The sequence below is a fragment of the uncultured Pluralibacter sp. genome (assembly GCF_913775985.1).
Lineage (GTDB): Bacteria > Pseudomonadota > Gammaproteobacteria > Enterobacterales > Enterobacteriaceae > Pluralibacter.
On the sequence record NZ_CAJYMB010000146.1, the window covers coordinates 1 to 2610 of the forward strand.

General features: G+C 56.3%; 2 protein-coding genes. One reads left to right on the forward strand and one right to left on the reverse strand.

Annotated elements, in window-relative coordinates; translation table 11 throughout:
• Positions 1-1439: ATP-dependent RNA helicase HrpA (gene hrpA, locus QZ766_RS17440; RefSeq protein ID WP_297204192.1), on the reverse strand; the 1439-nt coding region annotated here is incomplete at its 3' end.
• Positions 1440-1640: 201 nt separating this feature from the next.
• Here hrpA and azoR point away from each other — a divergent pair.
• A complete protein-coding gene (gene azoR / locus QZ766_RS17445; RefSeq protein ID WP_297204195.1) occupies positions 1641-2246 on the forward strand; it encodes an FMN-dependent NADH-azoreductase in 606 nt (201 codons plus the stop codon).
• The last annotated feature ends 364 nt before the right edge of the window (positions 2247-2610 follow it).

The following is a 2610-nucleotide window of genomic DNA, read 5'->3' on the forward strand; positions in this document are numbered from 1 at the left end:
TGCGAGTCGGTGCTAATCGCGCCCAGCTCTTCGAGCAGGCGCACGCCGTCCTGGATATTGCGGTTGTCCGGCGCTTCGACAAATGGAAACGCGGCGATATCACCGAGCCCCAGCGCGGTCATCTGCAGAATAACCGACGCCAGGTTGGTGCGCAGAATTTCAGGATCGGTAAATTCCGGGCGCGACAGGAAGTCGTCTTCGGAATAGAGGCGAATGCAGATCCCTTCCGAGACGCGGCCGCAGCGGCCTTTACGCTGATTCGCGGACGCCTGGGATACCGGCTCAATGGGCAAGCGCTGCACTTTGGTGCGGAAGCTATAGCGGCTGATGCGCGCGGTACCGGGATCGATAACGTACTTGATGCCCGGTACGGTGAGCGAGGTTTCAGCGACGTTGGTGGCCAGCACGATGCGCCGCCCGCTGTGGGACTGGAATACCCGGTTTTGCTCGCTGTTTGAAAGCCGGGCGTATAGCGGCAGCACTTCGGTATGGCGCATCTCGCGCTTGTTAAGCGCGTCGGCGGTGTCGCGAATTTCGCGCTCGCCGCTCATGAAAATCAGGATGTCCCCGGCGCTTTCGCGGCCCAGCTCGTCAACGGCGTCAAAAATAGCCTGCAGCTGATCGCGCTCGGTATCGTCGGCATCTTCCACAATCGGGCGGTAGCGGACTTCAACCGGATAGGTGCGCCCGGAAACTTCAATCACCGGGGCATTGTTGAAGTGGCGCGAGAAGCGCTGCGGATCGATGGTTGCCGAGGTAATAATCACCTTCAGATCCGGACGGCGCGGCAGCAGCTCTTTCAGATAGCCCAGCAGGAAGTCAATGTTCAGACTGCGTTCGTGGGCTTCATCAATGATGATGGTGTCGTACTGCATCAGCAGCCGGTCCTGCTGGATTTCTGCCAGCAGGATGCCGTCGGTCATCAGCTTGACCATCGTGCTGTCGCTCACCAGATCGTTAAAGCGCACCTTGTAGCCGATGCAGCCGCCCGGCTCGGTTTTCAGCTCTTCCGCGATGCGGTCAGCCACGGTGCGCGCAGCCAGGCGGCGCGGCTGGGTGTGGCCAATCAGGCCTTTCAGCCCCCTGCCCAGCTCCATGCAGATTTTCGGCAGCTGGGTGGTTTTACCGGAGCCGGTTTCGCCCGCGACGATCACCACCTGGTTATCGCGGATCGCCTCCAGAATATCCTGCTTCTTCTGGCTAACGGGGAGGTTTTCCGGGTAGGTAATCGCCGGACGTGCCGCTTCGCGCAGCACGATCTTACCGGCCGCCTCGGCTATCTCAGCTGCCATTGTTTGTAAAATGGCCTGCTGTGATTCAGGATTTTTAACTTTCTTCACGCCGTGCAGGCGTTTGGCGAAGCGCTGCCTGTCGCGCAGCATCAAATTGCTGAGCTGCTCGCTAAGCTGTGAAAAGGTGATTTTAGTCTGTTCTGTCATAGCGTTATCGGGCGGGGAGCCGCCGGAAAGAGGTCTCTGTATCGTTTACCTGTAGATTACCACATCAGCCTGTTTGTTGCTTTGTTCAATAAAATTGAACAGAGGATTCGATATATTGCGCTATCCATGCAACAGGATTGTGAATAAAGTAGCCACAAGCAACGGGGCCTCGGCCCGTCTACCTCATAAAAGGAACGCCACATGAGCAAAGTATTAGTTCTCAAATCCAGTATTCTTGCAGGTTACTCACAATCCGGTCAGCTGACTGACTATTTTGCTGACCAGTGGGCAGCTAAGCATCCGAACGATCAGATTACCGTTCGCGATCTGGCCGCTACCCCGGTACCGGTACTGGACGGTGAGCTGGTTGGCGCAATGCGTCCGAGCGACGCGCAGCTGACTCCGCGCCAACAGGAAGCGCTGGCGCTGTCTGACGAACTGATCGCCGAGCTGAAAGCTAACGACGTTATCGTTATCGCCGCGCCGATGTACAACTTCAACATCCCGACTCAGCTGAAGAACTACTTCGACCTGGTGGCCCGTGCCGGCGTCACTTTCCGCTACACCTCTGAAGGCCCGGAAGGTCTGGTTAAAGGCAAACGCGCTATCGTCGTTTCCAGCCGCGGCGGCATCCACAAAGATACCCCGACCGACCTGCTGGTCCCTTACGTTAAGCTGTTCCTCGGCTTTATCGGCATCACCGATGTAAACTTCGTCTTTGCTGAAGGCGTGGCTTACGGTCCGGAAGTGGCTGAGAAAGCGCAGAGCGATGCAAAAGCGGCTATCGACGGTCTGGTTACCGCCTGATAATTCCCCGCATACAGTAAAAGGCCTCTCGCCGTCCGGCGAGAGGCATTTTCTTTTGTGACCCGCCACGCGTTAACGCCTTAATGATTGTGGTCAGCAGCCTCGTTTTCTGCGGTAAACCTTTAGCCGTTCCCCCCGAGCCGGACAGGGCATTAATCGCTTACGGGTTGAGCGAGAATTGCCATTTGCCGTGCTATAATCTGAACCTCGGCAGAATCCTGAGGCATCAGAGTGTTAAACAAGAATATTAAAATCGCGACCCAGTCGGCGATTATCGTTTTCACGACCGTGCTATTTTCCGTTTTGTTTTATCGGGAATATCTGGCCCTGCAAAAATACATGTCGTATATCGCGGAAAATGGTA